This window comes from Mycobacterium sp. URHB0021, from assembly GCF_054057895.1.
Map to the genome: position 1 here is coordinate 1,947,388 of NZ_JBSRZT010000002.1, position 21,853 is coordinate 1,969,240.

22 protein-coding genes and 2 pseudogenes are annotated in these 21,853 nt (G+C 63.9%); 8 read left to right on the forward strand and 16 right to left on the reverse strand.

Going from position 1 to position 21,853, the window contains the following annotated elements; translation table 11 throughout:
* Window positions 1-803: 803 nt before the first annotated feature.
* Window positions 804-1,475 (forward strand): phosphodiesterase, encoded by a 672-nt coding sequence (locus ACVWWN_RS11850; RefSeq protein ID WP_457144065.1) that lies wholly within the window; start codon window positions 804-806, stop codon window positions 1,473-1,475.
* A gap of 1,250 nt (window positions 1,476-2,725) precedes the next feature.
* Here ACVWWN_RS11850 and ACVWWN_RS11855 read toward each other — a convergent pair.
* Both ACVWWN_RS11855 and ACVWWN_RS11860 read right to left on the reverse strand, forming a co-directional pair.
* Window positions 2,726-3,154: a hypothetical protein gene (locus tag ACVWWN_RS11855; RefSeq protein ID WP_457144066.1), complete on the reverse strand. Its 429-nt coding sequence runs from the start codon at window positions 3,152-3,154 to the stop codon at window positions 2,726-2,728.
* A gap of 235 nt (window positions 3,155-3,389) precedes the next feature.
* Complete coding sequence (locus ACVWWN_RS11860) at window positions 3,390-3,617, reverse strand: acyl carrier protein (protein ID WP_457144067.1); 228 nt, start codon at window positions 3,615-3,617, stop codon at window positions 3,390-3,392.
* Between the two features lie 561 nt (window positions 3,618-4,178).
* Between ACVWWN_RS11860 and ACVWWN_RS11865 the strand changes: the two genes are divergently transcribed.
* Entirely contained in the window at window positions 4,179-5,033 is an 855-nt protein-coding gene (locus tag ACVWWN_RS11865) for a carbon-nitrogen hydrolase family protein (RefSeq protein ID WP_457144068.1), read from the forward strand.
* Between the two features lie 400 nt (window positions 5,034-5,433).
* Here the strand turns inward: ACVWWN_RS11865 and ACVWWN_RS11870 are convergent, their stop codons facing one another.
* Together ACVWWN_RS11870 and ACVWWN_RS11875 are read right to left on the reverse strand one after the other, a co-directional pair.
* The gene (locus ACVWWN_RS11870; protein ID WP_457142274.1) at window positions 5,434-6,147 is read right to left on the reverse strand and encodes a DUF1942 domain-containing protein; all 714 of its coding nucleotides are present in this window, start codon (window positions 6,145-6,147) and stop codon (window positions 5,434-5,436) included.
* A gap of 291 nt (window positions 6,148-6,438) precedes the next feature.
* Window positions 6,439-7,899, reverse strand: a complete 1,461-nt coding sequence (locus ACVWWN_RS11875) for an aminotransferase class I/II-fold pyridoxal phosphate-dependent enzyme (RefSeq protein ID WP_457144069.1) — start codon at window positions 7,897-7,899, stop codon at window positions 6,439-6,441.
* A gap of 189 nt (window positions 7,900-8,088) precedes the next feature.
* Here ACVWWN_RS11875 and ACVWWN_RS11880 point away from each other — a divergent pair, with 189 nt between their 5' ends.
* Both ACVWWN_RS11880 and ACVWWN_RS11885 read left to right on the forward strand, forming a co-directional pair.
* Window positions 8,089-8,448, forward strand: a complete 360-nt coding sequence (locus tag ACVWWN_RS11880; protein ID WP_457144070.1) for a hypothetical protein — start codon at window positions 8,089-8,091, stop codon at window positions 8,446-8,448.
* Entirely contained in the window at window positions 8,351-9,550 is a 1,200-nt protein-coding gene (locus ACVWWN_RS11885) for a carboxylate-amine ligase (RefSeq protein WP_457144071.1), read from the forward strand. The genes ACVWWN_RS11880 and ACVWWN_RS11885 overlap by 98 nt, the downstream gene beginning before the upstream one ends.
* Window positions 9,551-9,886: 336 nt before the next feature.
* Here ACVWWN_RS11885 and ACVWWN_RS11890 read toward each other — a convergent pair whose 3' ends face one another.
* From ACVWWN_RS11890 to ACVWWN_RS11900, 3 genes are all read right to left on the reverse strand, one after another.
* Window positions 9,887-10,927, reverse strand: coding sequence for a GGDEF domain-containing protein (locus tag ACVWWN_RS11890; RefSeq protein ID WP_457144072.1), 1,041 nt, complete (start codon window positions 10,925-10,927; stop codon window positions 9,887-9,889).
* A gap of 354 nt (window positions 10,928-11,281) precedes the next feature.
* Window positions 11,282-11,425 carry a hypothetical protein gene (locus tag ACVWWN_RS11895; RefSeq protein ID WP_457144073.1) on the reverse strand — a complete coding sequence of 48 codons (144 nt, stop codon included), beginning with the start codon at window positions 11,423-11,425 and terminating at the stop codon, window positions 11,282-11,284.
* Between the two features lie 1,067 nt (window positions 11,426-12,492).
* Window positions 12,493-13,584 (reverse strand): methyltransferase, encoded by a 1,092-nt coding sequence (locus tag ACVWWN_RS11900; RefSeq protein WP_457144074.1) that lies wholly within the window; start codon window positions 13,582-13,584, stop codon window positions 12,493-12,495.
* A gap of 199 nt (window positions 13,585-13,783) precedes the next feature.
* Here ACVWWN_RS11900 and ACVWWN_RS11905 point away from each other — a divergent pair, with 199 nt between their 5' ends.
* On the forward strand, window positions 13,784-14,620 hold the full coding sequence (locus ACVWWN_RS11905) for a nitroreductase (RefSeq protein ID WP_457144075.1): 837 nt from the start codon (window positions 13,784-13,786) through the stop codon (window positions 14,618-14,620).
* On the opposite strand, the gene ACVWWN_RS11910 is transcribed toward ACVWWN_RS11905, so the two are convergent.
* The 5 genes and pseudogenes from ACVWWN_RS11910 to ACVWWN_RS11930 all read right to left on the reverse strand — a co-directional run.
* On the reverse strand, window positions 14,563-14,802 hold the full coding sequence (locus ACVWWN_RS11910) for a hypothetical protein (RefSeq protein WP_457144076.1): 240 nt from the start codon (window positions 14,800-14,802) through the stop codon (window positions 14,563-14,565). The genes ACVWWN_RS11905 and ACVWWN_RS11910 overlap by 58 nt on opposite strands.
* Window positions 14,803-15,029: 227 nt before the next feature.
* On the reverse strand, window positions 15,030-15,659 hold the full coding sequence (locus tag ACVWWN_RS11915; protein WP_457144077.1) for a bifunctional DNA primase/polymerase: 630 nt from the start codon (window positions 15,657-15,659) through the stop codon (window positions 15,030-15,032).
* Entirely contained in the window at window positions 15,659-16,156 is a 498-nt protein-coding gene (locus tag ACVWWN_RS11920) for an Lrp/AsnC family transcriptional regulator (RefSeq protein WP_457144078.1), read from the reverse strand. The genes ACVWWN_RS11915 and ACVWWN_RS11920 overlap by 1 nt, the downstream gene beginning before the upstream one ends.
* A 203-nt stretch (window positions 16,157-16,359) precedes the next feature.
* Window positions 16,360-17,067 (reverse strand): haloacid dehalogenase type II, encoded by a 708-nt coding sequence (locus tag ACVWWN_RS11925; protein WP_457144079.1) that lies wholly within the window; start codon window positions 17,065-17,067, stop codon window positions 16,360-16,362.
* A gap of 77 nt (window positions 17,068-17,144) precedes the next feature.
* Window positions 17,145-17,556: pseudogene (locus ACVWWN_RS11930) on the reverse strand (SLC13 family permease); the annotation flags it as partial.
* Window positions 17,557-17,865: 309 nt separating this feature from the next.
* On the opposite strand from ACVWWN_RS11930, the gene ACVWWN_RS11935 reads away from it, so the two are divergent.
* Complete coding sequence (locus ACVWWN_RS11935; RefSeq protein ID WP_457144080.1) at window positions 17,866-18,051, forward strand: hypothetical protein; 186 nt, start codon at window positions 17,866-17,868, stop codon at window positions 18,049-18,051.
* Between the two features lie 169 nt (window positions 18,052-18,220).
* Window positions 18,221-18,589, forward strand: a complete 369-nt coding sequence (locus tag ACVWWN_RS11940; protein WP_457144081.1) for a response regulator transcription factor — start codon at window positions 18,221-18,223, stop codon at window positions 18,587-18,589.
* 147 nt (window positions 18,590-18,736) lie between these two features.
* On the opposite strand, the gene ACVWWN_RS11945 is transcribed toward ACVWWN_RS11940, so the two are convergent.
* Together ACVWWN_RS11945 and ACVWWN_RS11950 are read right to left on the reverse strand one after the other, a co-directional pair.
* Window positions 18,737-18,967: a hypothetical protein gene (locus ACVWWN_RS11945; RefSeq protein ID WP_457144082.1), complete on the reverse strand. Its 231-nt coding sequence runs from the start codon at window positions 18,965-18,967 to the stop codon at window positions 18,737-18,739.
* Window positions 18,968-19,049: 82 nt separating this feature from the next.
* Window positions 19,050-19,565 (reverse strand): hypothetical protein, encoded by a 516-nt coding sequence (locus tag ACVWWN_RS11950; protein ID WP_457149476.1) that lies wholly within the window; start codon window positions 19,563-19,565, stop codon window positions 19,050-19,052.
* Here ACVWWN_RS11950 and ACVWWN_RS11955 point away from each other — a divergent pair.
* Window positions 19,492-19,692: pseudogene (locus ACVWWN_RS11955) on the forward strand (hypothetical protein); the annotation flags it as partial. The gene ACVWWN_RS11950 and the pseudogene ACVWWN_RS11955 overlap by 74 nt on opposite strands.
* A gap of 226 nt (window positions 19,693-19,918) precedes the next feature.
* On the opposite strand, the gene ACVWWN_RS11960 reads toward ACVWWN_RS11955, so the two are convergent.
* Both ACVWWN_RS11960 and ACVWWN_RS11965 read right to left on the reverse strand, forming a co-directional pair.
* A complete protein-coding gene (locus ACVWWN_RS11960) occupies window positions 19,919-20,404 on the reverse strand; it encodes a hypothetical protein (protein WP_457144083.1) in 486 nt (161 codons plus the stop codon).
* Between the two features lie 166 nt (window positions 20,405-20,570).
* Complete coding sequence (locus ACVWWN_RS11965) at window positions 20,571-21,092, reverse strand: MarR family winged helix-turn-helix transcriptional regulator (RefSeq protein ID WP_457144084.1); 522 nt, start codon at window positions 21,090-21,092, stop codon at window positions 20,571-20,573.
* Between the last annotated feature and the right edge of the window lie 761 nt (window positions 21,093-21,853).

Here is a 21,853-nt window from a genome sequence, read left to right on the forward strand (position 1 = left end):
GGGAGATCGCCGCGCAAACGGCTGGTCTTTGGTTTCCCAGGAGATTGACAGTCCACCGGCCTCACGGCGCGTCGCGCGCATTTCATCTATCGGGAACCGCTCAACGTGACATGGGTCAGGCGAAACCACGTTGACGCGAGGACGGCGTTGGCCTCGCGGCTCTCTTCCATCGTTTCCGGAGGATTTCAGGTTACTTCCTGACCACGGGGTATTCAGCGGCCCCGATGTCAAGCAAGCCAAGGAGCGTCATGACTACCCCTGAGAGTCACCGCGACGTCGGCGCCGATATGCCGTCCGATGTCGATAAACGCATCTCAGTATTCGACAGGTTCGCCACTGCCATTGCCTGTTGGGTGTCAAAGGCCTGGCCCAGAGTCGCCCCCGGCAGCCGCTTCATGACTACCGAGGGCTAAGCGAAACGAGGGTCCGGACTCCCGCATCACCTGAACTACTGCTACCCAGTCCTCGGCCCGACAACCTCATCGCGGTGGTTGAGTCGTAGCGTCAGCGGCGTGTCGGCACGTAGGAGTTCTACCGACTCCCTTGCCGGCAATGGGGTGGTGACCACGTCAAGCTCTCCGGCTCAAGTCATTCCCACGACTCCGCCAGTTATCACCGAGTAGTTCTACCGGTGGCTACGTCGGGAGTCTTTCAGGTGTGGAGCACGTCGGGCGCGGTCGCGCACATCGGTATCTCGAAGCCGTGCCCACCGAGGCTCTGGCGGTGGTGTGAACCTGATGTCGCTGTTCCCGTTGAGACGCGTGCGCCGTTTCACTCAGCGAATTTGCGGGCACCCATGGGCCGTGCGTATTTCCGACGTCGTTGCGCTGCCGGTCCAACTGGGATCGGCCCTACGGCACCGACGGCTTTTCCACCCTGTGGGGGTAGTCGCTGAGGGCATCTTCGAGCGTGTCGCACCGCCAGGCGAGGGATTGCCGGTGGAGTCCTGCGACGTGATCGCCAGGGTCTCCAAGGGCGTCGGCCTGCCGGGACGGTTGCCCGATATCGCTGGATTAGCCTGGCGCATGCCGCCACAACAGGATCTTCGGAGCTGTACGCCGTGGGATGTGTTACTGGCGTCCACCATCGCGAACAGCCGCATCGTTCTGTCGCCGGTGTCGAGATGGTCGGGTACGACTTTTTCAAGTCTGATGCCGCTTCGATTCCAGGGCGGCGTGTGGTGGGTGCGCGCTCGGTTGTCCACCGACATCAAAGCTGCGGGGTTGTCGCTGTGTGACATCCAAGAGCAAATCGATTTGGGAACAGTCACTTTCGACATCGACCAAGCTGCGGCCACCGGGCCGTTTCGACCGCTGGCCCGGTTGACGCTTCGCCATGTCGATCCCAGCCAGGACGACATCGCGTTCGATCCGGTAATGCACACCGATTCCGAGGTCGCACTGACGCCCCAATGGCTCACCGACTTTCGGCGCGCGGCATATCGCCGTAGCCGCAAAGGGCGCGACACCGGCTAGCGCTCAGGCCGTCGGCTGCCGGTCGGTTTCGGTGACGTCGGGGGCGTTCTCCCTCGTCCCAATACTGCTTCAGGCCCAGCAAATCGGTATCTGTCCGATCACCCGAACCTCATCGGGCAGCCCGGTGGCGGCGCGCGCCTCACGCCACGCGTCGCGAGTTCTGTGGGTTCGGCGGCGATCACGTGAGCGCCGGCCCCTTCCGCTGTACGAGCACCGGACGTACCGAGGGCTATCGATCGCTATGCAGTCCGAGTAACGCAAGTTGGCCCACCATTGCGTGCGCGGTTCACCAGTCGCGTCCGAGGTTTGATCTTCGGCCCTTTGATCATCGACTCTTCAGCCGGCTTCGCATCACCACTCGATGACAGGGGGTCCCAACTTGAACGACCGTGAGTATGCCGACCTCCTTCGGCATGTGATGGCGGAACTTATTCGGCAACTCACTCACCAACCGAAATTCGAAACCATGTTGCAACGTGACAGCTCGCAATCGACATTGATGAGCTACAACCGCAATTCCGCGAGGGACCGTGCCGGTGTCTCCTAGACGAAACTCTGTAGCCAGAGACGGTTGCTGCGAGGCGACATCCCGGTGCCCCGTTCGCCGCCGCGTTCAGATGCGCTATCGCGGCGAAGCTACAACCGCCGGCGGCTTCGACCGACCGATGCGGATAAACAAGGGTCACGTGGGTATGCGGCGCTTGTAGACGAAAGGCAGGCGATGAATCGACCGAACCAGGGACCAGAAGATCCACAGCCCCGCGATCCCGACGCCGATCCGAAGATGATGACGTCGGGAGCCGAGCAACCAAGTCAGGCCGAAGGCGCTGACGACGACGCCGACGCCTTAATTTCGAGACGTCGGCTGCGTGTAGGCGTCGCGCTGCTTGAACCGACGCGCGTTGGCTACGGAAGACTTCGAAGCCCAGCTCGCGGACTTTGTCGAACGTGACACGATTAACCAGTCCGGTGAAGCGGCAGTGGCCCCGGCTGTCTCGTGTCAACGGCAATTGAAATCTGACCAACAAGCTGGCGGCAACCGATCGTTCTTCCTCAAGCCAGCTGGCAGAAGCACGGACGCTTCGCCCTGCCCACGACAGGGCAAGCCGGCGCCGATGGCTACCGGAAAGCGGTGACGACTCTGTGCGCCGTGGCGGTCCTACGGCACACCTGCACCGTGATGGCCATGCGACCATGCTTACGGGCGATATTTAGCCGGCCTTGGGAAGTTGCACGGTGCTCCCCGTGTTTCATTCCTCGACCTCGAGGTAGCTGATGCCGTAGGTGAGTTGGTTGTCTTCATCGGCGTTCGGTACCCCAGTTCCGGGTGTGCCAAGGGCACCCATCTCTGAGCTGGCAAGCAAATCAAGAATGCCCCATTCTGCGCAGCAGTCGGTCAGGCTGCGCCGGGCGCCTTGGTAGCTGCGGTGCACGCTGGTATAGGCACTGACGCCGTAGTGCAGTTCCATCACGTAGATGTGCGGTGCGCTCCATCGATGGGTCGCTGCTTCGGCTTGCTCGATGACCGGTGCGATCACCTTCTCGAGGCTGCCCGCAGCTTCGATCCTGGTAGTTGGGACGGGGAACGTGAGTTGGACAGCGACGAGGCCGTGGATAAACCAATCTTCGTAGTCGTCGGCGACGTGCACGGTGATGCGACTGTTGGTGGGCTCGCTCATCGTCAATCCTGCACCTCGTTGGGGCGGTTGCTTGCGCCGCTAGCCGCTTGTCACCCATTCTTCAACCGTGACAGAACGGGCTGTGGCACTGGTCGGGCGCACACCGGTCAACCACGAAACCGAACCGACCAGCGACCACCGCTCGCCACATGAGATCAAACTTGAACGTCCCGCGGCATCGCCGTCATCGGCTACGCGAATGCCCCGGCACACATAACCGGCGAAGCCCGAGGGGCTATGACTGCGAGGAGGCGGTGATCTTTTTGAGAAAGTCGTGGCACTTGTGGGCGCGGTCTGAATCCTGCGCCATCACCTCTTCGAAGAATGAGGCAATGTCGTCTAGACCGGCGTTCTTCGCATCACGTACGTACTGGCCGTAGTCATGCCCCGCCTTCAACGAATGATATTGAACCGAAATAAGATCGAATGTGACGTCGTCGAATCCGGTTTCTCCAGTAGCCACGGTGTCCTCCTTCATTGGCTCCAAACGCCCGATGTACCCGCAGGGCTAGCGGATAAACGGCGCAGCAGAGAAGAAAGGGACGTTCTTCCTCATGGGCGGGCTCGGCGGGCTCGCGTCCGCGGGCAGGACTTATTGGGGCGCGCGAAGAGTTGGTCGCCGGTGACACGTCGTCAGCCACGAAAACGCCCTCATGCTTAGGCGCGGCACGCAAGGGCAGCCTGTGGAGCAACGCCGGGCATATCGGCTCTTACTCGTCACCTGACTACGCCGGTGTTGAGTCGGCTCGATGACGGTTCGACAGCCGTCAGACATGATCAGCGGGTGCCCGGCGGAACCAAGTGGTGGCGACAACCTGCGAACTGCAGCAGCCGGAACTCAGCCGATCAGCGTATCCGGCGGGTTTCGCAGTACTCCTCCACCAAGATAGTGAACGCCTCGCCGAATAATCGGAAGCGATGCGGGTATTGATATGGGCGCCTCAAGGAGTTCGATCCCGCAGCGCCCGCTACATCCCGTTTGCCTACCGTTTCTCAACTCAATTACTTCAGGATCGAGAAGGTCATGGCGAAAGAACTGTCTCTCGCTCTCGTACAGGACGACGCCGTCGGTTCGCCGGAGGACTTCGGCCGCCGGATGCAGATCCTGGTGCGGCAGTATCCCGGTACGTCGATGTTCGTGTTCCCGGAGCAACACCTTCTGGGCTCATGGGACCCCTGGGATGCCGAAAGTACAGTCCGGCACGCGGAGCCGCTCGGCGGGCGTCTGTGCCGCGAAGTCGCCCGCCTCGCAGCAGAACTCAACATCTGGCTGGTTCCAGGCAGCATCCTGGAACGTACCGAGTCGGGACTGATCTACAACACGATGGTGGTGTTCTCATCCACCGGGGAACTGGCGGCCAGCTACCGCAAGGTGTTTCCGTGGCGTCCGGTGGAGAAGTGTGAGCCGGGAGACGACTTCGTCACGTTGCCCATCAACGACGTAGGCACTGTCGGTTTGACGGTCTGCTACGACGCGTGGTTCCCCGAAGTCTCTCGCCAGCTGTCCTGGATGGGTGCCGAACTCCTACTCAACGTTGTCCTGACCCCGACCGCTGACCGCGCGCAGGAAGTCGTGCTGGCTCAAGCCAACGCGATCGTCAATCAGGTCTTCGTCGCGAGTGTCAATGCGGCGGCCCCTCGAGGACAAGGCCGCAGCCTGCTGGTCGACCCACAGGGACGCATATTGGCCGCGGCTGTCGGCGCCGAACAGACCGTGCTCGCGGCCACCATCGACCTCGATGAAGTCCGTCGCACTCGCGACCACGGTACGGCCGGGGTCACCAAGCCGTGGTCGCAGTTCGCCGAAACCGACCGCCCCATCGAGCTTCCCATTTACGGAGGCCGTATCACGCCGCAAACCTGGCGACCGAAGCACTGACTCGGCCACAGCATCTCTGGCCTACAGCGAAGTCCCGTGTCCACTTCCACCGACAGCGCACCCAAACTCGCTCTGAAAACTGGGTAACGCGACGAGATACAGATCGGCATGGTTCGTCGGATGTCTTCAACCCGGCGCCGACGAGTTGGCCCGCGCCTATGCGTGCTGACAGTCCATGGACGTATTCCGGCGTTTCGACGCCGCGCTCCATCCGCCGCCTATACAGACCGCGAGCGCGTTTTCCGACGAAGTGCGCATCATTGACGTTGCGTGCCAGGCCCAACTATCCGCCTCAGTGGATAGCACGTCAGCAAGCACGCCGGAATATCCGGCTAAACCGGGGAAGCAGACGTCAGCCGGCGGGCCCCCCGCGCTACCGGCATGTGGTGCCGGAACGAAGTCAGCCGGCCCCGCCGCCCGCGGCCCCGCTGCCGGTATCTCCGGCGGCTCCGCTGCCACCGGAGCCGGTCGCCCCGCCACCGGCGCCGGGATCATTGCCCGTAACGCCGTTACCCGAATCTCCGCCCGTATTACCGCCCGGGCCAAAGGGTCCCAACTGTGCATTGCCACCGCCGCCGGTCGCACCGCCGTTGGCCCCGGTGGAGGCACCGCCGCCACCGCCACCGCCGGTCGGCGAGCCACCGGGTGAGATACCGGGCGGTTGGATCCAGCCCAAAATGTCTTCGAAGCCATTGTTGAAGACGACGCTGTTGGGCATGTCGCCGACGACATCGAAGTAGACCTTGCCGGTGGAGCTGCCACCCTGCCCGATGGGCGCTGCACTGAGGCTGGAGACATTGGCGAGCGCGCGATAGTTGGCCCCGCTCTCGGCGCGGGCGTTGAAATCCCAGACCGCCGGCATGACCGTACCGACCAGCGCGTCGGCTTTCACCGTAGCCTCATACAGCCGGCCGGCGACCGGGTACGGAACGGGGTCGGAGCTCGGCATCAGGCCCGTGACCGTGTAACCGATCAACGGGCCGTTGACATCCTTGAGCGTTTCGGCCACGCCCATTACTTGAATATTGCTGATCGCCCAGGCTGGTGGAACCGCACCGAGGCCGAACATGGCGGCCGTGGCCGCGACGGCTCCGGCCGTTTTCTTGATCTTCACCTGACTCTCCCCCTGTGTTGCGATGGTGTTATACCGCGACCGGTACCCCCCGACGCGGGGTCGAAACAAGAACTCGACATTTCCTGAAACCCTGTTCGCGAGACCGGCGTCGGTCCGGCGGACCAGGATGCGGTCGGCCACCGAGCCGAAGTCGGCCGCGCACCACCCCCCGCCCGACCGGGAGGGGGCAGTCGGCATGACAGGGCGTCGGCTCGCCAGTGCAATTTGTTGACGATCTAATTGCCTGTCTACGAACGTCTGTATCCCGCCGCAGACTTGGCGGCCGTAAACCTAGGCGACCACTTTGAACTTGTGCACTTGCGAGTCCGACGCATCCGGGAGGTTCATCCCCGCGTCCGCACCCGTGCGCAGGTAGTTGATCACTGCGTCGTTGAGCAGTTCGCCGGGCGTCACCGCCGGAATGCCTGGCGGATACGGCGTGATGAGTTCAGCAGACACTCGGCCCGCCGCTCGTTCCGCGGGCACCATTTCGGTCGGCCCGAAGAACGCCTCGCGCGGCAGTATCACGGTTTCCAATTGGATCTCTTCTGGCGACGGCAGATCGATCTGAGGCGGGGCATCGAAGCCGCGGGCGGCGTCGCGCCATGATGTCAATGCGTCGAGGAGTCGTTCGGTGGTGTGCTTGTCGTCGGCGTAGGAAATCTTGGCGACCATGCGGCGATGGTCGCCTTCGCCGACGTCGAGCAGGCAGTGCTCGCGCATCCAGTCGACCGCCTGATATCCCGACGTACCCGTGTCGGCGATGTCCATCAACACCTGTAGGCGGTCCAAGTCGTGTGATGCCTGATTTCCGAGCAACTCGTGCTCCATCACGGTGATATCCGGTATCTGGTTGATGCGCTGACGCACATTACGCGCCAATTCCAATGCAGCCCCGAGCAAGTCGGAGCCGCGCTCGACCATCTGGCGCCGCCATGCGTCCAGCGCCGCGTATACCATCACATTCGGGCTTGTCGTCATCAAGAAGTCCGCGCACTTGACCAGCCGATCGCTGTCGACCAGGTCACCTTGTAGGTGAAACACTGAACCCTGCTCGAATCCCGACCCCATCTTGTGAACGCTGACTACGCAGACGTCGGCGCCGGCGTCCATAGCCCACGTCGGCAGGTCGTCATGGAAGGGCAGGTGAGCACCCCAGGCCTCGTCGACGATGAGCGGCTTGTTCCGCTCATGGCATACCTCGACGATGCCGACCAAATCGGCGCACGTCCCGTAGGGGCTGGGACTGACCACCAGTGCGCCCGCGGCCTCCGGATGTTTCTCCCACGCCTGGCGCACCTGATCGGGCGACGGCGGATGCGAGAAGTGCCGCTTCGCATCCCACTGCGGCGTTATCCAGCAGGGCTGCACGCCAGACAAAACGAGGCCGGAGACCACCGACTTGTGGCTGTCTCGGCCGACCAGCAGACCGCCCTCCGCTCCGCCGGCCACCGCCATCATGGCGGCCTTCACCGACAAGGAGCTGCCACAGGTCGAGAAGAACGCCGAATCCGCGCCAACGGCCTCGGCCATCAAGTCTTCGGCTTCGGAGAGGAACCCGCCGCGAGACAATCGATCGTCGAGTCCGCCCGAGGCCACCACGTCGTCGCGGAACGGGTCTTTGCCGAGGACGGCGAGTGCCCGCTCATCGGCTCCGCGGCCCTGACGGTGTCCGGGCGGGCTGAAGCCGTACCGCTCGCTGCGGTGATAGTCGGCCAACGCCGCCAACAGCGGCGCTTTCGATTGATCCACAACGCTGGAATACCCCGGCTGAGACGCTCGAATCGCGATAGCTCCACAACGTTTGACGCACGTGTCAACGGGTATGCCGCTGTGATCTGAAGTCCAGCCCGGGCGCTTCGGAAGCTGCGACGTGGGTACTGGACCACACCGGACCTCACCGCGCAGCCGTTGTGTCGAATTGCGGCCTCAGGATGCGATATGTGCGGTATCTGTGGCGAGAACCGCATTGATGGTTGCGCGGCGGATCCGCAGGCAACCTTCGAGACGGCTCATGCCCTGGCTCCCCGAGGACCTGGTGGCGCCGGCGTGCGGCACGACGGTCCCGGTGCCCTGGGGCGCCGGAGGCTGGCCGCCATCGACGTTAGTGACACCGGTGCTCAGCCCATGAGCGATGACAGGTGCGTGATCGTCTTCAACGGCTGCATCTACAACCACGTGCTGAGGACGTATCGGCAGTGGGGTGACCGGTGCGGAAATGATATGCCGCTGGGTTCCATTGCGCTGCAGCACTATCTGCGCTGGCTTCCATTGTCGGAGGATAACCATGCCGACATCTGACCCGGCCGCGGGAGAAACGCTCGGCGTCGAGGAAGAATATCACCTCGTCGATCCGACCACTGGCGAATTAGTCAGTGCCGCAGTACAGTTCGTCAATAAAGACTATGTGAAGGGTGAGCTGCAGTCCAGCCAGCTCGAGATCGGGACGCAGGTGTGTCGGACCCTCACCGAACTCCGCGAAGACCTGGTCAAGGCGCGCCGCGCGGCGAGCAAAGCGGCGGCGCAGTCGAGCGCGGCGATCCTAGTCGCAGGTACGCACCCGTTCGCCCGCTGGCAGGATCTGCAGCGTGTCCGACTGCCCCGCTACGACCGCCTGGCGGATCGCTTCGGAGCCCTGGCGGATCGCCAGAACATCTGCGGTTTGCATGTGCATGTCTCGGTTCCCGACCTGGCGACCGCGCTGGCGATCATGAATCGCGTCCGGCCGTATGTGCCTGCGCTGGCTGCCCTGACGTCGAGTTCACCGTTCCACGAGGGGGTGGATACCGGATTTGCCAGTTTCCGCACCATGTGGTGGTCCATGTGGCCGATATCCGGCGTGCCGCCGCTGCTGCCGAGTGCTGCCGCGTACGAGCGGGTGGTGGCCGATCTGATCGCCGGCGGGGTCATCGACGACGCGTCGACGTTGTACTGGGATGTCCGGCCGTCGATTCGTTACCCCACACTGGAGTTTCGGGCCGCGGACATCTGTACGGACATCGACGATGCCATCCTGCATGCCGGGTTGCTGCGCTCACTGGTGCGAACCCTCGCGCGAGAATTAGAGCGCGATGCCCCTGAGGTATCGGATGCGACGATCATTGCGGCACGGTGGCGCGCCGCGCACGACGGGATTCGGGGGCAACTGTTTGATCCGGTCAGCGGGGCGATTATGCCTGCGACCCTGGTGATCCGGCGCGTCGCCGCGCAGCTGGAACCCGATCTGCGCGAGCATGGTGAATTCGATTCAATCAGCAGATTGCTGGCCCGCGTACTCAACCGCGGGACATCGGCCGATCTTCAACGGGCGCAGTTCGCGGCTAGCCGCGACCTCCGGCAAGTCGTGCAGTGCCTTGTCCGGGCAACACGATGCTGGGGTTCGGACGCATGGCCGGCTGCCTAGCGGAGGTCGTCGAGGACGTCCCCAGAAAGTCCTGAGGCTGGATGCGGTGTTGTTCAACTACGCCGACGGCTGGCAGTCAGGTACGCAGCTGTTGCGCACAGGTCCTGCGGGATCTACGACGCAATCGATTAGTGAATGACTCAACTGCTAGGTGGCGCTGCACCCAGATCCTGGCGGGTGTAGCCCGAGTGACGCGGTCGCTGGCCGACCGCTCCTCATCTCCCCTCGTATACCGCTATCAATGCCGTCACTGTGACGAGCGCGTGGCACCGCAGCGTATTGGAGATGCCGGCTCCGCGGGGTCGATCGCGGTCCGACCGCCAGCAGCCGGCTGACTCAGTCAAATCCAACTATCGCCGTACTATGCGCAACCTGGTTGCCGCCCTTGCGTTTTGCGGCATACATCGCAGCGTCAGCTTCTGTGACAAGTCTGTCGATGACATGCTCGGGTGAGCGATCCTTGATCCGCTTGAAGTGCACGCTCACTGTGCCGACGCTGGCGGTAACCGGACCTGGGATAGAGGCGACTGCTGCACAAAGTCGTTTGGCCATCCCCATGATATCCGGGGATGCCGAGGTGTGGACGATCAAAAATTCCTCACCGCCCGTGCGGCCAATCAGCGTGTTGTCCGGGCTGTTATCGCGCAAAGCCTGCCCGACCGCCACTAGGGCCAGATCACCAGCAGCGTGGCCTTCTGTGTCGTTGAGCACCTTGAAGCGATCTAAATCCAACATCGCCACCGCCAGATAGCAATCGCCGCGCATACGGTTGGCGGTGATGAGGCCGGCGAGCCTCCGGTAAAACGCGCGGCGGTTGAGCAGACCCGTTAGCGGATCCCGATCAGAACGCACCAAATCCACACCAAGCGCATGTACCACGGTTTGAATCCCGAACGGCACTGCGGCATTCAACACCAGCGCAAGCCACAAAAGGGTGACAGCGATTATCACCCGACCCGTCGACGCCAGCCGTAGAGCTTCCATGCCGGCGACGACAGCGGCGACCGCGAAGTTGTACAGGACGTAGGGGGCGGTGTGTAAAAACGCGATATAGCCAGCGACCGTGACAAATGCCGTGCATCCCATCAAACCGACTAGGGGATCACTTTGGGCGAGGCAGACCAGTGCGATATTGACGGTGGCAGCGATAGTAAGAACGATCGACTGTGCCTTGCTGGGCCAACGCGCAAACCACAGCAGAGCGCTGGCGAATCCGCCGATGCCCCCCAACCATGTCATCGCTACCGCCACCGTGCCGCGGGACCCCGTCGAACTGAATGTCAGAAGAATCGCTATCGCCGCCAACGAGGACACCATGACCGCAAGGCCTACGCGAGTAAACGTCAGCATGCCACGAGCCTGCAGGTAACCGCTCATCCACTCGAAATGGTCGGATTGGCGCCACCACCGGCCGACCCACCTCGCCACCGCACGCCCCCAAATAGATCGGTCGACTCACACCGAACAACCCGTCGCAGCCGACAACGTCATCTGTGCGCCGGCACGCGCGGACCCCTCCAATGGCGACATTAACTCACCAAATAGAAGTGGCACTGACGCACCGCGGGCAGATTTCGTTCCGAAGCTAGCGTCGTAAACAAACACGCTCTTTATCCGCCGATGTCGTTCGGCCAGACGACCTGCTGTCCTGGACATGCTCGCGTCGAAAAGTCTCTCATCCGGCAACACAACGTGAACGAAATCGCCGCCCTATCGAGCTCTTCAACGAGATCACCCCAACATTCGGCGCATACCCGCGATCGTGACACCGCCGATGTGCACCGGCTTGGGTTCGAACACATGGGCGCTGATCGGAACGAGTTCCGGAGGTGTGGTGGTGCCTGTATCGCCTTCGAATATCGGCCACGGCGTCACGTTATCCCCATGCCACGTTTGGAATTCGATGTGGTGAGCGGCTGGCCGTCGCCGGACAAAGTGTAGATCCAGGGTCAATGTGCGGGGCCGACTGTCGCGGGTCGCGGCGACATCAAAATCGGCCAACCCATCGCTCCGACGGCGTAGTGGGGTCGTTCGTGGCACGGGCAGCAGTTTCACGCACTGATGGCCGAACATGGATCCTCCAAGACAGGCCCGACGGGACTTCGCCGACTGGGGGCAACATTCCAATCTGCGCTGCGTTGAGCATTTCCTCCAGTTTCCCGACATTCTGACCACCCTTCATCTATAAATGGATTTGCGTCCAGCGAAATAGCGAAATATTGCTCACAACTCATTGTTATGGAGCGTCGGTCACCACGACCTCAAAAGCTTTCGCTTCGTCGAATGTCTGCGGATGTCGCGGGCAGTGACAGAGTTTCCGTGTCAAATTGGTTGACATGAATTGGAGCGAAGCTGCCGCGTTCCGATATCGATCTCGAACTGTGTCGGCTGCGAGTATCTCGTGCGTGCAAGGAGAACTGTTGTGGACGAGCTGACCAAGCTACCGGCGCTGCCGTTGCCCTCCGAATCTGTTTTCCCCTCCGCGAGCTCGGCGCCGCTGGAAGACCACAACTTTCGACACGACTGATTTGACGCGGATACGGCTGCCCTAGGCACGGCCGGCCGCGGCATGACACAGTCGTAAGTAGAACTGCTCGACCACTGCCACCAGCAGTGCGCTGCGACTGTCGAGATATCGGTCCGGCAGTCCGAGACTGACACCGGCGCGCCGGCAGACCCCGGCTATCTCCAGGTCCCCGGTTTCAGCGAGCTCCTCCGGCCGCGGCCAGGATGCGCTGGCGGGACTGGGCGGCCCGCGGCGATTCGGAGACAGTCACAGTGCCGCTCCTAAAATGAAATCGTTTCATTACACAAGGGATGCCAGAACCCTGCACCTCAGGGGCTGCCGGCGGTCGAATCATGCGAGTGCGGTGTATCGGCAGCCGCGAGTGGTCCATGCGCGGGGGTGGGCCCCATCAAGCCGATCCCAAACCCGATGCCTCTCATGAGATCTTCTCTGCTTCGATGAGGTCGTGCGGTACGACCGAGAACCGGCGGCCAGTAGGTCGTAGGCCCGCCTCGGTGAGCAGGGCCGACAAGTCGGCCACCGAGCGCAGGCGTCCGCCGTCCCTCTGGGTCAGCGTGTGCAGGTCGAGAAGCGGTGAAAACGGATTCGGGCGATTACGTTGCTGGAGATATTCGACCACCACCAGCCGGCTGCCACTGGGCATGCTCGCCGCCACCGCGGCGAGGATCTTCCCGCAGCGTTCGTCGTCCCAGTCGTGAAGTACATCCTTGAGCACGTACACGTCGGCGGTGGCGTTGATGGCGCGGAAGATGTCGCCCTCGACGCGATCGATGCGGTCAGCAACATCGCGGTCGGCGAGGAATCGTTCGGCTTCGGCGATCATCCCCGCACTGTCGACCAAAACCCCACGCAGGTGCGCGCGCGACTCGGTCACGATGACCGACAGCAGCGTGCCGATCCCGCCGGCCACATCGCACACCACAGCACCGTCGGGCCACGGATAGGCGCGCGCGATGGCGCGGGCACTGATCTCGGTGGCCTGACGCATCGTCGCAGCGAAGATGCTTTCCTCGTCCGGATGCGCGGCTAACCATTCCCACACCGACATCCCGTGTACGAGCGCGAAGGCGCTTTGGCCGCTTCGCACGCTGGCGGCCAGGCCACCCCACGCGTTGACAGTCGACCGCATCCCCTTATAGCGCATCCAGGCCCGCAGCGAAGCAGGATGGTCGCTGCGCAACACAGCTGCGGTTCGGGTCAGCTTCACCGCTCCCGTTCGGCGGTCCATCGTGCAGAGACCGCAACCGACCGCGCCGCGCAGCAGGCGATGCGTGGTCTCCTCATCGCAGTCGATCCGGGCGGCGATCTGCGGCGCGGTCATCGGCCCACCGGCGAGCACGTCGGCAATCCCGAGTTCGGCGATGGTCGCGGCAATCTGGACGCCGCCGACCCCCTCGCCAAGATCCAGCATCGCGATTTCGGGCGGCACCAGCATGTCTGCTAGTTGCTTCAGCCTGCGGCGCAGGGTGAGCGTGGCTAGCACCACAGGGAGAGGCGTCGATGGCATCCGTGCAGGCTAGCCCTCGCGGCGCTGTGGGGCTACGCGTTCCCGGGCGCTGCCATCAAGTCGTCACATCGAGCAACACGAGCCGCCGGTTCCGCGGCTGACTCCGCAGCGGTCGGCCCGTTCGGGCGGTGGAAAGCTGACCGCTCACATGTTCTAAAATGCGAGGTCAGATGGTTGTGAGGTCACGATGGAGACGGGGTTGCCAAGCGAGTTTCCCGACGCCGCCACGCTGACAAGGGTGTTGGGGCTCGCCGCGTGGGCGCCCTCGCTGCGCAATTCGCAGCCGTGGCGATGGCAGGTCGACGCCGCCCGACTCCACCTCGACGCCGACTGGGACCGCGGGGTCGGGGACACCGACGCCGACCGGCGCAACGTGCTGCTGGGCTGCGGCGCCATTCTGGATCATTGTGCGGTGAGTTTGGCTGCGGCGGGCTGGCGACCCCGGATCCGGCGATTCCCCGACGGCAGCGGCCACATGGCGTCCTTCGAGTTGATCCACCGCGCACCGACCGACGGAGCCGTCGAGTTGGCGACCGCCATCCCGCGGCGCAGATCGGATCGCCGCGATTACTCCGCCTCACCGCTACCGCCGGCCACGCTCGAGCTGCTCCTGATCCGCGCCGCCCGATACGGAGTGCAGGTGAGCGTCGTGCCCAAGCTGCGCTGGAACCGCCTGCCGGACGGGGTGATTCGGCTGGCCTACGGCCCCGACGCTCATGACGGCGAGCAGCCCCGCGCCGCCGACGGCTTCCTGCTGGTCCTCGCGACCGGCACCGACGACGACACCATGCGCTTGCGCGCCGGGGAGGCGCTGAGCCACCTGCTGCTCTCTGCCACCGCGCTGGGACTGCCGTCCTGTGCCCTGACCGAACCGATGACGGACATGCGTGACCGGATGGTACTTGCGTGCGAACTCTTCGACGCAGAGGCCTACCCGCAAGCGCTCATCCGGTTGGGCTCGGCGCCGACGGACACGACTCAGCCTCCCGTGACGCCCCGCCGCTCAGTCGCCGAGACGACCGTCTGGACGGTGTGACGGGCGCGGTCGATCTCGCCGAACGCCGGTAAAGCGTGAGTGGTGGCTATCCACAACGTCACCGCTGCGGCCGCATGTGTGTTCGGCAAAACGACGTAGCGGGTAAGGACGGCGAGCACCTCGTCGAGCAGTTCGGCACCGTCGGCACTGTGCATCACGTCAACAGAATCAGCGTCGATCATCACGCCAGCCCCTTCTTGAGCGCCCGGCCGGCAGCGGTTAGATCGCGCGTGTAGTTCAACAGCGCGCAGGCCCGGAACTTGGTGTAGCCGTTGGGGCTCCGGGCTCGGTCACCTCGAATGGGGTGTTCGTGGAGTAGACGAACAACCAGCGGTTCCTGATCGTGGCCGAGCAGGATGACGTCGCGGTCGGGCGCAGCCAGCGGGTGCCGTCCGCGTCAGGATCAGCGTCAAGGCACGCCCAGCCATGCGGCTGCAGGATGTCGGCCCAGGATGTGTTTGCGCTGAACGCGTCCGGGAGCGCGGGCCGGCGAACGTCGGAAACGATCGGTCAGGCTTCGGCATCGCCGCAGCCTGCGGCTCAGGCGCCAGTAGCTCGAACAGCCATACTGGCGGGGCCGCCACCGGGTGAGAGATTCGGGTGCACGACCTACGGTGTCGGGATGGATCGACGGCGGAAGGACCACATACCCAAACGACGTTTTGATATCGATTCCCTGCCCTAACCGCTTCGCTGAGATCTTGCCCCAAGGACGGCGGTAGAACAGATGCCTGCCGCCGTCGCCGCGCCCGGAGATCGTTGTCAGGGTCTCCGGTGACGGCTCGTGACGATGTTCGAGCGCGGCGATGGACTGGTCGCCGCCGTTACGCGGGTCGACGTCGAGCACGACCATCGCGGCCACGGGACTCGACCGAGGCTGTTGGCTCCGGCATACGGGCCGGCCCCACCATTGCGCCACCACCCTAACGTCTTTCGTGGCGTCGTAGACGCCGTGACCCGCAAGGTCCACACTCGCCCTTGCACTCTCGGCGCTCAACTCGACGCATATCGACAGGGATTTCGAAGTTCGTATCGCCATCACGGTGACGCCATCGCGAACGGTTCGGACGGGCGGACCCGGCCGGTCCGTTTGACCGAGTTGAGGATCGGGGTCAACTCCAGACTGCGGACGACGTCGAGCGATCCAACCGTTTTGGTGAGGAAGGTGTAGAGGCCGTTGAGATTTTCGGCGGCGACGGCCACGAGAAGGTTAGCGGCCCCGGTCGTCGCGGCGGTGAAACGCACCTGCGAGTGTCGGCTCAGCGCGTTTGCGGTCGCTTCCAGGCCGCCGGGGTCGGTGGCGATCCAGAGCAGTGCCTCGCTGGCGATGCCGAGCAGGTGGAGGTCCACTTCACATGCCAGGCGCACCACGTGGGCGGAGAGAAGCAGCTCCAGTCGGCGGCGCACAGTCGATGCGGAGGTGCCCAGCGGGGTGGCCAATTCGCTGTAGCCGGCGCGCGCGTTGATGGTCAGCTGGTCGATGAGTGCGTCGTCGAACGGCTGAATCTCCGGCGGTTTCAGAGGCGCGCGTGGCACGTGATTGCCGTACCAATCCACGATCAGGCCATCATGGCGAAGGATTTGTGATCGTTCGCCTTGGGCGGCGCGACAAGGGCGCCCTGTCTGGATGTCGAGCGAGCCGACGCCCCATGCGCGCTGATGGGGCCAGGTTTCCCCTGGCGCGAGCCGAGGGCTCTGTCAGCTCGGTGGACTAAGCTTAGGCGCTGCGGCGGTGTCGTTTAGGTGCCGAGTTGGCGGGCGAGATCGAGGAAGTCGGCGGCGACGATGTCGTGCGCGGGGTCGGGCACCGGGTCGGGTGGCCCCGCGCTGCCCCACTCGTCGGGGCGGTGGACGAACGCGGTGCGGAAGCCGACGTCGCGCGCGGCCAGCAGGTCGAAGTTGTGCGTGGCCACCATCAGGACTTCGTCAGGCCGGACCCCGAGCAAACGGGCTGCGCCCCGGTAAGCCTCTGGGCGCGGCTTGTACACGCCGAGCATCTCGCAGGTGATCACGCAGTCCCAGTCGATCCCGTTGCGACGGGACACATCCACCATCAGTGCGGTGCTGAGGATGGTCAGCGACACGACGGGGTTGCGCCGACGCATCCGGGCCAGCCCCTCTGCAGCGTCTGGCCACGCATCCAGTTCGTGCCACGCACGCCAGATCTCCTTCCGATCATCGACGCTGAATGTCGTCAGCTCATGCTCGGACACCAACTCCCCCAGCACATCTCGATGAACATCGTCGATGTTGAAGTCGGGCGAAACCGATCCCGTCATCCTCTGCAGTGCCCGGCGTCGGTAGATACGAGCGATCTCTGCCCAATCCCGTTCCACCCGCCGGCGGCCGCCCACCCGCGCCAGGGCGGCGGTCACACCCCCATGCCAGTCCAACACCGTGCCCCCGGTGTCGACGGTCAATGCCTTGATTGTCCGTTGCGCGTCCACCCGGTCCAGTATGGCCGCACAACACTTCGGGTCGGCGTGAACAATTAGCTGACTATCCAGGCCGGGGCTTCGCGGATCAGGTTGCCGCCGAAGTCGGCGCCCAGCCGCCAGCGCCCGCCACAACACGTCCGGGTGCGCCATGTCGGGAATGTTCGCGGCCAGCTCGGCGATGATGGGTGTCATCGTTGCGACGCAGGGGATGTTGTCGATGATGCCCGACACCGGCGCCGAGACGCCGTGGATCAGCATCACGGTCAGCAGCGCGTTGCCGCCGGTGACGTCGGTGGCCGCCCGGGCCAACTGGTCAATGAACCCGGTCTTGACCAGGGCGCCGGCCATAATGAACAGTCCGGCGAAAAACAGCAGCATCTCCCACTCGACGCTGGACAGGTAGTCGGATCGTTACAGCCGCGAGATCAGCACCAGAATGCCGGCGCCGAGCAACGCCACCATCGAAGGCGCGATGTGCAGCACCGAGTGGGCGATGAAGCGGTGAAGACCCCGACGAAGACGGCGCCTGGCGCCCGAAGGCGTAAAGGGGTTCGCCCGGCTCGCCGCTGAGTAGAGCCCTCGGCTCACCTGATCGAACCATCACGCGCTCGTCGCTTCCGGCCCGATCAAACTCCAGCCTGTAGGCGTGGAGCCGCCGACACAGGTAGTGGCTGCCGTGGCGAACGTTTCGCCACAAGGCAGCTTCTATTTCAATCGTGAGGGTGCAACTTTCGGCATTTCTCGGTCGTGACGTCGAGAGGATTCGGCGTCGGTAGGCCCGCGAAGTGCATCGCGCCCACGATGTCCATGGCCGATAGACCGTTGATCATCGCGGACGCCGTCGCCCAGACGGTCGTGCCGAAACCTTCTGCATGGAGCGGAACTAGGCGGCTGAGTGGCGTTGTGATCAAAGAGCGGGCGGCGGTGGTCTCGGTGGGTACCGGCATGCCCGGGGTCTGCATCAAGGGGATGGGCATGGTTCCGGGCTGTTGAGCGAATGGTTGCTGGTTGGAGCCCAACCCGGCCTGGCCGTAGCCCGTGGGTGGAGCCGTTATCCAGCGCGGTGGCATAAACCTTTTGCGGTCGATTAATTTTCCGGTTAGCCGGGATGCGCGCAAGGTAAATGCCCGCGACCCTGTAGGAATGTTGCTGTGGGGGACCCATGCGCTGTCTGATCGCTGATGACAGTGCTGGCTTCCGCGAAGCCGCGAGCCGCATGCTCGAGCAAGCGGGCATCACGGTCGTTGGTGGCGCATCGAATAGCGCCGACGCCTTGAACAGCTGCGCGAGCCTCCGGCCCGACGTCGTGCTCGTCGACATCGACCTCGGCGGGGAAAGCGGAATCGAACTCACCGAGCAACTTCATCGGCAGGGCGCGCCGGAACCGCCGCCGGTGATCCTGATTTCCAGCTATGCCGAGCAGGACTACGCCGAGGAGATCGCCGTCAGCCCGGCGGTTGGCTTCCTAGAGAAAGAGTGCCTTTCCGCCGTCGCAATCGGCGATCTGCTGTCGAGACACAAATCCTCATAACCACCATCGAGATGCCGCCCCGCGACGCCAAGGTTTCGATTCCCAGACCCGCCGATCAGGACACGGCCAGGTTTCCCGGGGGCCCGCGCAGGGCCCCTTGTCTGAGAAACGAGAACTTCCGGACTCACCCCGCGCCGCAAAATCGTCCTAAAGCTTGCGCGCCCTTCCGCCCACCGCGATGACCTCGGGTTTCGTTGCCACCCGGTCATTTGTAAATGGCAGACCATCTTTCGCCACCGCTGACCTTGCGGCGATCAGCATGCAACCGCCCACGTCGTCAGCGCCGATCGGTGAACTGATCGCGTTGTCCCACAGGGGTTCACCGACCGCCTGCAGGAAGTACGGATATCCGCCAGTCACGTCGGCGGCCACCGCCATGCCGCGTCGTCCCCAGTGCGCCGCGGCGCTATTCGTCGTCGGTGAAATGGGTAGCCCTCCTTCATCCGTTACCGGCGAAGCATCAAGCCGAACGTAAACGATTCTCCCGCTGGTATTCACGAGTAACCGCTGCTGCCGTGAGCGTACAGGTGCTGACGCTGCCCAGGTACTCGATATTGAGCCAGGCTAAGCAACTTCTCGCTAGAATGGCGGAAGCCATTTTCTCATCTTCGTGGCGGATCCTGATGGGATCGGTCAGCGTGCCGCTTTCGTTCAGTGGCTCCGTTGGGCGACGCTGGTCGCCGAGCCGCTGGCCAGTTAGCACCGCCGGATCCTCGAGTGATTGCCGACGCTGGGTGTCCTCAGGCTCGAAACAGGTTGATCGACAACCGAACAGGTAGCCGGTCACCTCGACATCCGGCCCGCATCGGTGGACACCAGGCTGCCTGGATGCTTCGAGCTTCGGCGAGTCACCTCCACGCCAGAGAAGGAATAGCGCACGTTCGGCCAACTCTTCCGTGCTGTGGTGGGCGCGTGCGCTCGGCGCCGACTTCGGTGGCAACCTGACCGCCGTCAGGGCCAGCGCCAACGTCGTCATGCTCGGAATCGCCCGCCGCGCAGACAATCCCATCTCGTTCTGGGAGTTCACCCGCAAGGGTGCGGTGGTCACCGTGATGTCGATCGCGCTCGGCGCGATCTATCTCTGGCTGCGCTACTTCGTGTTGGGCTGGGAAGGAGTCCCCAATGTCGATCGTGCTAACCATCGTGCTAACCATCAATCGGATCGCGACATCGTATCGCCGCGATGGCCGCATCATCAGCGCCTCACCCAGATGCGGGACTTTTACGCCTTCCTCCTCAGCGAAATCCCCGCGCTGCTCAACCGCTGGTATCACCAGTCGCTGGCCCCGTCGTGAGGCATCTAAACCAGCAATGGTGCGATCGGTGTTGTCACAGCTGGGCGAGCACAGCGCGCAGTTCGGCGCTCAGGTCGCCACCTCCGGGCCAGTACATCGGCCCGGCACCGTCGGACAGGAGCAGGCGCAGCCGCGCGACACCGCGCGCGCTCACCGGGCGCGGACCGGTCAGGCGCTGCACGACTTGGTCGATCAAACCCTCCGCGGCTGCGACGGCTGACCGGTCGACGGGGATTGTTGGCGACATCCGCGTACGGCGCGAGTCGGCCTCGCAGAGGCTGTGGTGCAGCGCTTCCGCGAGTGTGCGTCGCTCGCCCGCCGACGCCAATCGCGACACGCGGGCGGCGATGACGCTGCCGGGCTCGGGTGCCACGCCGGCCGCGAGTTGCTTGTCGAACCGGGTCGCGAAGAGCCCCGCGATCACCCGCGTGACAATCGACGCCTCGGTGAAGGTGTCCGGCAGCGAGTCGTCGACATGGTGATGCCCTAGGGTGGCCATCCCGCGAATTAAGTCGTGCATCGCCAGCACTCCTTGACGATTGCCGTCACGATCAATTGTGCCCCGGTTTCCGTACGGCGGATCATTCTGATCGGCAATAGGCAAGCTACGAGCCGGTTGGGCAGCCGTCGGCCATGATCGTCGGTTGGCCGATCCGCGTGCACAAGGTCCTCGTTGGAGTCGACGTTCAGGGCTTGTCGCTGGCTCGGCGGGACTCGGCGCGCTGCTTGGTGCTGTTGTCGGACAATCGTTGTTGCGCGGCGGTGAATGCGTGGGCGCCCTGAAGGAGCGCGGCGCGGTCTTGGTTGCTCATCTGGTCGGCGACCTCGCCGAACGCGCGGATGCGTAGCGCGACCAGTTCGTCGAGAATGGCGCGGCCGGCTTGGGTGAGTTCCAGCAGGGTGGATCGCCGGTTGCTCGGTGCCGGGCGGCGGGTGATCAGGCCGGCCTCGGCGAGGCGGTCGCTGAGCCGGCTCGCGGTGGAGGGCACCAGGCTGAGGTCGTCGCCGAGTTCGCCCACCATGCTGGGGCCGCGACGGTCGAGGGATTGAAGCGCTCGCAGTGGTTCCAGACCGACATTGTCTTCCATGCGTTCGAGGACGGAGACGTTGAGCGCGAGCAGTCCTCGGGTGGCTCGTTCGAGCCTCACGGGGTATTCCTCGGCTTCCGCCGACCCTTTGGGCCGGCTGGAGTTTCCCGTGGTGGTCATGGGCGGCCTCCCTCCGTTCCGGAGAATACATCCGCCCGGCACTATATCCGCTGTGCATCGCATGCAGGATGGATATTGTGCATGGTGCAACGATGGGCGTAGCGTGGAATGCGACGGTGTGAATCCCGAACGGCAGTCCGCTGGATGTCACTGTCAGACCCGGCGCGGGCGGACCACACGGGCCCTACGCCCGTCGCGTGGGTCTGAGGCATGTGGTTGGCGGTTCACCCGTTGAGGGGCAAGCCCTTTCGGGGCGTCGCAGCATTGCAGGAGGCAAACGATGAAGATCGTGAAGAACGTGCGACCACCATCGTGGGTGACCCGGGCATTGTTCTGCGCGAGTCTCCGGCATGCAGCGCCAAGTCATTTTGGAAGTCGTTGAGCACGATCCCACCAACGGAAGCTTCGTGGTCGCCTCCGGCTGGGGACCCACCGCCGCTTGGTACCGCAACATTGTTCACACACCGCAGTCAGCGTCCAGGGCGGAAGACACACGATCTCGGTGACGGCGGTACCACTCACCGCGGAGGAAGGGCCGAAATCTTCGCCCGATACGCCGCCCGACACCGCACCGCGGCGACCTACCTGCTCCCTCGGCTGATGGGATTCGCCGTCGACGGGTCCGAGGCCGACTTCCGGGCGGTCGGGCAACGAATGCCGTTCGTCCGGTTGGCTACCCGGGATTGAAGTCGGGCGTGTCTGACCCGGTTGCGCAGTCCCGACATGGCAGGTGTCAGCGGTTGGTGTCCTAGGACATTTCA

Bases quoted from the DNA above. Each gene is read 5' to 3' on its own strand.
- ACVWWN_RS11890 (WP_457144072.1), bottom strand. From the start codon at position 10,927: ATGAGCGGTTACCTGCAGGCTCGTGGCATGCTGACGTTTACTCGCGTA.
- ACVWWN_RS11940 (WP_457144081.1), top strand. From the start codon at position 18,221: ATGCGCTGTCTGATCGCTGATGACAGTGCTGGCTTCCGCGAAGCCGCG.
- ACVWWN_RS11855 (WP_457144066.1), bottom strand. From the start codon at position 3,154: ATGAGCGAGCCCACCAACAGTCGCATCACCGTGCACGTCGCCGACGAC.
- ACVWWN_RS11880 (WP_457144070.1), top strand. From the start codon at position 8,089: ATGTGCGGTATCTGTGGCGAGAACCGCATTGATGGTTGCGCGGCGGAT.
- ACVWWN_RS11865 (WP_457144068.1), top strand. From the start codon at position 4,179: ATGGCGAAAGAACTGTCTCTCGCTCTCGTACAGGACGACGCCGTCGGT.
- ACVWWN_RS11950 (WP_457149476.1), bottom strand. From the start codon at position 19,565: ATGACGACGTTGGCGCTGGCCCTGACGGCGGTCAGGTTGCCACCGAAG.
- ACVWWN_RS11960 (WP_457144083.1), bottom strand. From the start codon at position 20,404: ATGCACGACTTAATTCGCGGGATGGCCACCCTAGGGCATCACCATGTC.
- ACVWWN_RS11965 (WP_457144084.1), bottom strand. From the start codon at position 21,092: ATGACCACCACGGGAAACTCCAGCCGGCCCAAAGGGTCGGCGGAAGCC.
- ACVWWN_RS11915 (WP_457144077.1), bottom strand. From the start codon at position 15,659: ATGGCGATACGAACTTCGAAATCCCTGTCGATATGCGTCGAGTTGAGC.
- ACVWWN_RS11935 (WP_457144080.1), top strand. From the start codon at position 17,866: ATGGCCGATAGACCGTTGATCATCGCGGACGCCGTCGCCCAGACGGTC.
- ACVWWN_RS11900 (WP_457144074.1), bottom strand. From the start codon at position 13,584: ATGCCATCGACGCCTCTCCCTGTGGTGCTAGCCACGCTCACCCTGCGC.
- ACVWWN_RS11945 (WP_457144082.1), bottom strand. From the start codon at position 18,967: ATGGCGGTGGCCGCCGACGTGACTGGCGGATATCCGTACTTCCTGCAG.
- ACVWWN_RS11910 (WP_457144076.1), bottom strand. From the start codon at position 14,802: ATGATCGACGCTGATTCTGTTGACGTGATGCACAGTGCCGACGGTGCC.